The sequence below is a fragment of the Aquabacterium sp. genome (assembly GCF_021768455.1).
Classification (GTDB): domain Bacteria; phylum Pseudomonadota; class Gammaproteobacteria; order Burkholderiales; family Burkholderiaceae_C; genus Aquabacterium.
The window spans coordinates 1-6,074 of the sequence record NZ_JAIZVX010000194.1 but is presented as its reverse complement, the minus strand read 5'-3'; the positions used below and the strand labels follow the sequence as shown (position 1 = coordinate 6,074).

The 6,074-nt window shown below is 60.3% G+C and carries 8 protein-coding genes; all 8 read right to left on the bottom strand.

Features of this window, described 5'->3' with window-relative positions; genetic code table 11:
- Positions 1 to 86: 86 nt before the first annotated feature.
- Positions 87 to 626, bottom strand: coding sequence for a phage tail protein I (locus tag QZ994_RS18155; protein WP_290876954.1), 540 nt, complete (start codon positions 624 to 626; stop codon positions 87 to 89).
- Positions 619 to 1,518, bottom strand: coding sequence for a baseplate J/gp47 family protein (locus QZ994_RS18150; RefSeq protein ID WP_290876951.1), 900 nt, complete (start codon positions 1,516 to 1,518; stop codon positions 619 to 621). Before QZ994_RS18150 ends, QZ994_RS18155 begins: the two co-directional genes overlap by 8 nt.
- Positions 1,518 to 1,856, bottom strand: a complete 339-nt coding sequence (locus tag QZ994_RS18145; protein ID WP_290876948.1) for a GPW/gp25 family protein — start codon at positions 1,854 to 1,856, stop codon at positions 1,518 to 1,520. The genes QZ994_RS18150 and QZ994_RS18145 overlap by 1 nt, the downstream gene beginning before the upstream one ends.
- A gap of 51 nt (positions 1,857 to 1,907) precedes the next feature.
- Positions 1,908 to 2,621 (bottom strand): phage baseplate assembly protein V, encoded by a 714-nt coding sequence (locus tag QZ994_RS18140; RefSeq protein WP_290876945.1) that lies wholly within the window; start codon positions 2,619 to 2,621, stop codon positions 1,908 to 1,910.
- Positions 2,618 to 4,675 (bottom strand): hypothetical protein, encoded by a 2,058-nt coding sequence (locus tag QZ994_RS18135; RefSeq protein WP_290876942.1) that lies wholly within the window; start codon positions 4,673 to 4,675, stop codon positions 2,618 to 2,620. Before QZ994_RS18135 ends, QZ994_RS18140 begins: the two co-directional genes overlap by 4 nt.
- A gap of 22 nt (positions 4,676 to 4,697) precedes the next feature.
- Entirely contained in the window at positions 4,698 to 5,246 is a 549-nt protein-coding gene (locus QZ994_RS18130) for a hypothetical protein (protein WP_290876939.1), read from the bottom strand.
- Positions 5,231 to 5,776 carry a phage tail protein gene (locus tag QZ994_RS18125; protein ID WP_290876936.1) on the bottom strand — a complete coding sequence of 182 codons (546 nt, stop codon included), beginning with the start codon at positions 5,774 to 5,776 and terminating at the stop codon, positions 5,231 to 5,233. The genes QZ994_RS18130 and QZ994_RS18125 overlap by 16 nt, the downstream gene beginning before the upstream one ends.
- The coding region (locus QZ994_RS18120) for a hypothetical protein (RefSeq protein WP_290876933.1) at positions 5,773 to 6,074 on the bottom strand (302 nt) is incomplete at its 5' end. The genes QZ994_RS18120 and QZ994_RS18125, both read right to left, overlap by 4 nt.

Below are 6,074 nucleotides of genomic sequence, written 5' to 3'. Positions count from 1 at the left end.
GTGGGTCAACACCACGGCAGCCCCGCCAGTATTTGCTGCGGCCAGCTTGGCAAGGCCAACAGCAGTAAGTTTCATGAAAAATACCATCAGTCGCCCGAATTTATAGAAACAGTTTCACCGCAGACGGACAGGCCGCCCGCGTAAAATGTGCCGTTGATCGTGCCGTGAACGTTGAAAAACGTCATGTGACTGCGGACGTTCTTTGCGCTGTTGGCAACGGTTTCAATCAGCGTGTAATCGCTCTGCGCCGGCAGGCCGGTTTCGCTCACGTCAACGTCAACGCCGAACGTATAAGGGTCGCCCTGCGGTGTCAGCTGGTGCCATTCCTGCAGTTCCAGGCCGTAGCCCAAAGCGTCCAGCGCCGTCTTCATGGCGGCCGGCGTGCCTTTGTGCCGATGTACGGCAACGCTGGCGTTGATCGCGGCGCGTTTCTGCGCATCGGTCCAGGACGTGTCCCATATGTCTACGCTGAAAGCCCATGCCAGCCACGGAAGCAATTCAGCGGGACAGGTCGCAGGGTTCCAGGAATCCCGCACCAGCACAGGAACGTCCGACATGCGCGCCACCGTCAGCGCCATGGCGCGTTCCTGCGGTGTCGCGTTGTTCGGCAGTAGATCGTCAGTCATCGGTGCCGCCCAGCGTCAGGTTGATAGCCGTGCAGTAAGGCGCTTCGTCTGGCTGCGTCGTGACTGTCGTTGCAGGCTCGGTCAGGATCACGCGCTGAACGCCAGGCTGGTGAAGTGCCGCGTAGATGCCTGAAACCGTCACGTCACGGCCAAGGCGGTGGCACTCGTCGGCGTATTCCTGCATGGCCGACTGGCTTGCGGTCAGAACCACCGTAGAATCTGGTCCGTCAAACAGAACCAGTGATGCCGTTACCTGGTACTGTACGATGCCGCCGGCAACCACAGTCACCTGGTCCGTCAGTGGCCGCACATCGTCGGCGCTCAACACCGCGCTGACTGCGGCGCGCAATTCCGGCGACGCGGTGCCGTCGCCTTCGCGCGACAGGATGGACACAACAACTTGGCCAGGCGTCGGGCTGTTTACGGCCACGTCCAGCACGTCAGCATCCGCGCCCAGCGCATGGAAAATGTATGCGCCTTCCGGCCCTGCCGTGCTGAACCCTTCGAAGGACAGCTGCACGCGGCGGCGCAGGCTGTCGTCGTCTTCGTAGGTGGCGGCAACCGGCGGGATGGCGTCGGCGTCGCCGGCATCCAGCAGCAGGCGTTCAACGTCGTACCGCGCCGCGATCTGGTCTAAGTCGTCGTCGGCCGCATAAGCCAGCGTCACCGCCTTGACGGCTTCGTTCACGCGCTGGCGCACCAGCATTTCGCGGTAGGCGCAAACCTGCAAAACCTTGTACGCCGGGTCAGATTCCACCAGCGCGGTGAATGTCGCGTCACGCGTCACCAGGTCGGACAGCATTTCAGAAAAAATCGTTTCATAATCCAGCGCTTCAACAGCGTTTGGATAAGCAAGCTGCGACAGGTCAACAGCGGTAAAAGCGCCAGCCATTAATTGACCTCGATTCCGTCCAGGGTGACTTCCTTGCCGTCAGGCAGGTATTCACCGGTTAAGTCCAGGGTCACGGTTCCAGGCGCGGCGGTCACAATGGTGCATTTCGTCAGCTTGAATCGTGGCTCCCACTTCGCCAGCGCGTCGGCGGTGGCGGCGTAAATGTCCATGATGGTGGATTTGTTTATGGGCGCATCGACCAGTCGCGGCAGGTCGCTGCCGTAGTCGCGGCGCATCACGCGACTGCCCAAAGGCGTCGTCAGAATGTCGCGGATTGACTGGCGCAAGTGCGCAATGCCAGTCAACAGCGTGCCGTTAGATGCGTTAAATCCGTCCATGCTGCCATTGTGGGCGGCATGAACGGATTGTTCCTCTAGTGGGTTTTCCGGCTACACAGGGTTGCCGGAAATGCTGCCGCCCGACTGCACGCCGGAAACCCGCAGCGTACTGCCCACCGCCTTGCCGTTGTTCGTCAGCGCGCCGGTTGTGGTCGTGTCGCCGTTGATGGTCACAGGCCCATTGATCGCCGCTGACGCGCTGCCGCCCGATACGGTGCCGCTGATGGCCAGGCCCGACAGCCCGGTGATAGTTCCGTCCACGGTCAGACTGCCGCTGCAGTGCGTGATCGGCGTCAGTAGGTCCACCTTCGTGCTGGCGGTAACGGTTGCCGTCTTGGTGTTCACGTTCGCCGCGTCGGTGGCGTTGATGTCGGCCTGCTTGCAGTTGACGATCACTTTACCGCTGCCGGCAACGTTCACCGTCAGCGTGTTGGTGGCGCTGTTGTAGTCCACGCTGCTGCCATCGGGGAAAACGACGTGTTCCTGGTCGCCACTTGTGGCCGGCGCTGGGTAGTCGTCCTGGTAGATAGCAGGGCCGATCACGGCCTGGCCCATGTCGCCGTATGGCGAAAACAGCATGCGCTGTTCGCCAACGGTCGGCGCGGTCCAGCTGCGCGTGCCGCCAGCGCGCGACGTGGACCACGGCAGCCAGTCCGTTTCCAGGTCGCCGATGGACAGCTTGACGGCCGGCGGGTCGTACTGGACAGACTTAACCCGCCCGATGCGGATTAAGTTTGCCAGCTGGCGTTCCAGTTCGGCGGTCATTGGAACTGCGGGACTTGCAATGCGGCCTGCATACGAACTGCTGGGCGCTGGCCGCCGTGGATGCCGTCTGTCGTTTCGTCATAGACGCCGATAGAGAACGTCTGCGCTGTCAGCGATGCAGTCGGCTTCTTCGTAGCGCCCAGGAACGTAATCAGCTGAGCATGCGTCGAATCGATGTATTGCAAGTACGGCGAAGTGGAAGCATCAACGAACGACGCACCGGAACCGCTTGCCGTGAAAGCCCAGTTTGCGTTGTAAACCCGATGGCCCGTATCTGCCGACGTGAAAGTTCCGCTCGTCAGTGTAATGATGCCAGTCGTCGCGTCCACGTCGCCAGTAACGGTGCGTGCGTTGGCGTAGATGCGCCATTTTTCCGAACCGCTGCTGCTGTCAGTGTAATGCGGCGCAACATCAAACGAACGATCGAACAGCATTCCATTGCCCGTATTCGCCAAAACGAAGGCGTTGTACTGCACGCGGCGAGATTCGTTGGTGCTGAGCGTCTGGCCTGCGAGCGTAAGGAACTTGTTGGATGGCACGCCAGACAGATACGGCGGGATCGTGACGCCCCAGAATGGCTTGCCAGCAACGCCAGGAACCGTCTTAACTTGCGCAGGGTAGCCGTTCATGATGGCATCGCTGGCCGCGTTGTTGAAGTCGTTCGTGCCGTAGCCGTACAGGACATGGGTGGCGTATTCCAGCAGTTGCTTGCGCAGCGTGCCGTGGGTTCCGCTCGGGGTCCAGTCGAAACCCTTTTCGCCTGCGGCGGCCAAGTTCATGAACGGGTATGCTGCACCAATGATCCGCTCCAGATGCTCGGACAGGCACAGCGAATCCGACGTGATGTCGGAAGTTTCACTTGCGGCGCGCGAGTCGCCCAATAGTGCGAAAGAATCAACGGTCGAAACCGACAGAATTGCCGCAGGCTTTATGCAGTAGGTCGCCGAATTCATGTCGGTAGCCAGGGCGTTATACGTCGTCGCATCGCTGCCGGTGTGGTCGATGGATGGCGACGTGCTGCCGCTGGTGACGATGCGGTCATAAACCGAAGTGCCGGATGCTGGTACGGCGCTGCCACGCGACACAACAACCCCGCTGGCAGACGATACCCAAGTTCGGATACGGAAGAACGCATATTTCGGGATCGTGAAGCCAAGCGATGTCAAGTCGCTAAGCAAGATCGTTCCTGGCGCTGCGGTGCCAGTAGTCGATGCGCCTGAATTGTAGGTGATGTATGCGCCGCTTCCGCTTCCGATGGGATATTCGACAAACGATTTATACGATTGCGTTGCAAGACCTGTAGTGTCTTCCAGCTGGCCAAACGCGTTGATCCAGCCAAGTTTCAACGTGGTCAGATTATCGAACGCCTGATGGTAGGAATGCCCATCTGCCTGAGGATTCCCGATCTTCGTGTTCGATACCTGAGAACGGCTGGCAACCTGGCGCAGCGAAGCATACTTCGGTGTAACAAGATTCGACTGCGCAGACGAAGGGCCGTAGCCGATTGCATTCAGCGCTTGAACCACAGCTGTCTGCGCAACGCCGATTGGCTGACTTCCAATTGATATTGGGCTTGCGGTGCCGGTCGCCATATCGCCGCCGCTCAAAGTTACTTTGTAACCGGTTATCGCGCTGCCGCCGTCGCTTGATGGCGCGGTGAATGGTACGCTGATAGTTTGGCCCGCAGCGGTAGCGGTGCCGATGGTCGGCGCGCCTGGCTTATCTGCCGAAGTCTTTCCAGCCGCTGATACCTCAATCGGCGAAGTCGGCGCGAAAGTAATATCAGCCCCGATGTCGGCCTGGCCCTGTGTGTACGTTAGCGCCGTAGCGCCGGAAATATCCACGCCGTTGCGAAGCCATTTTCCAGCGGTCCATGCCCAGCCAGGCGCTGGCTTTGCGGTCAAAGTTTTTCCGAATACGTACTCGCCGGTAACGACGACTTTCGAAGCGCCACCGCTGGAAGCGGAAACAACGGGCGCGAAAGTTCCGTCGCCCATATCCTTCAAACGTTGGAGCGATACACCATCCCCAAGTTGAACTAGCTTATCAACCATTTTTTCTATTCCTTATTTTCTATCAAACTGGTGTGTAATCTTGTTCGTGGCCTATCCCGATGTCGGGCGTGTAGCCGAACAGGATGGTCTGCGGGACCACGCCGCCGGCCTCGCCTGCCCAAATGTCCGCGCCAAGGTTCAGCGGCTGCCGCCACTCCACGCGCCAAACTTCGTATTGGTCCAGGTCAGGTTTGAACTGGCTGGGCCACGCGCCCAGCACTTCGATTGCACCGGCCTTGCCGTTCGGCCAGTGGCGCTGCTTGTGCATGAAGGCGCACAGCGCGGCGGCCAGCACGCGCGCGGAACGCTTCACGGCCGGCGTGCGGAAACCCAGCACCAGTTCGGCTTCAAAGCGCGCCATGACGGCCAGCTGGTCGGTGCCAGGGTCAAGTTCCGGTGCGGCTTCGAATTCGGTAAGTTCCAGCAGGCAGGCAGGCACAGGCAGCGACGTGCGGTCGCTGTCGTCGCGGTCGAATTCAACCGTTTGCAGTTCAGGAAACTGCGCGCTGATGGCGGCGACGATGGCCGCATACAGGCCCGGAATGTCCGTTTCGATTATCGGGTGCGCCATTGCAATTCGTGTTCAAAAGTCTTGAAAAACTGGGCCGTGAATTCGGCCGACAGCACGGCGGCTTGCGCCAGGTACTGGTTCGCCGGCCCCTGTATCGGCGTTTCCTGCTCATCGATCCGCAGGCGCTTTTTGTCGCGGCGCTTGAACACGCCTTCATGGCCATTGCGCATCGTGGCGATGAACGCCCCTGGAACGTTGCGCACCGCGCCCTGCTTGACCGTGACGCCGCCGCCTGGCGATTTGTCCTGTTTCGCGCCCAGGTAGATCATGCCCACAGGGTTCAGGCCGTACCAGACGGTCGCCATGCCCCCGCGTGCGGTCTGCTTGAACTTGAACGCCTTCAATCGCCGCCGGATGATCCGCTGCTGCATCTTCAATTCGTCCGACAGGCCGCGCACGGTTCGCGCGCGCAGCCAATTGGCCATCTTGCTGATGGTCGAACGCAGCGCCTTTTCCACCTGGTCTTCGCTGGCGGCCAGGTCCAGAACGATCTGGTCCAGCTGGTCCGCATGAACGCTGATGTCGATCATGGTTCGACAGCCAATTTCAGAATGGCCATGCCGTTGCCGTCAGGCTTCGGCGCGTCAATTACAGCGTAGACCTTGCCGGCGACGGCGCAGGTAGCGCCTTTCTTGATGCCAACCAGGTCGGCTTCCTTCGCGTGGATGCGCGGCTGGCTGCTGTCCATTTCGAATTCGCCGATCTGCGCATTCAGATACGGCTCATCGAAGATGCAGGGGATTGCCGGCCTGGTTACGCCGCCCTGCACGATGACGGCCTGCACGGCGAAGTCATCCAGCTGCAGGAAGTCGTCCAGGTTGTCCCAGG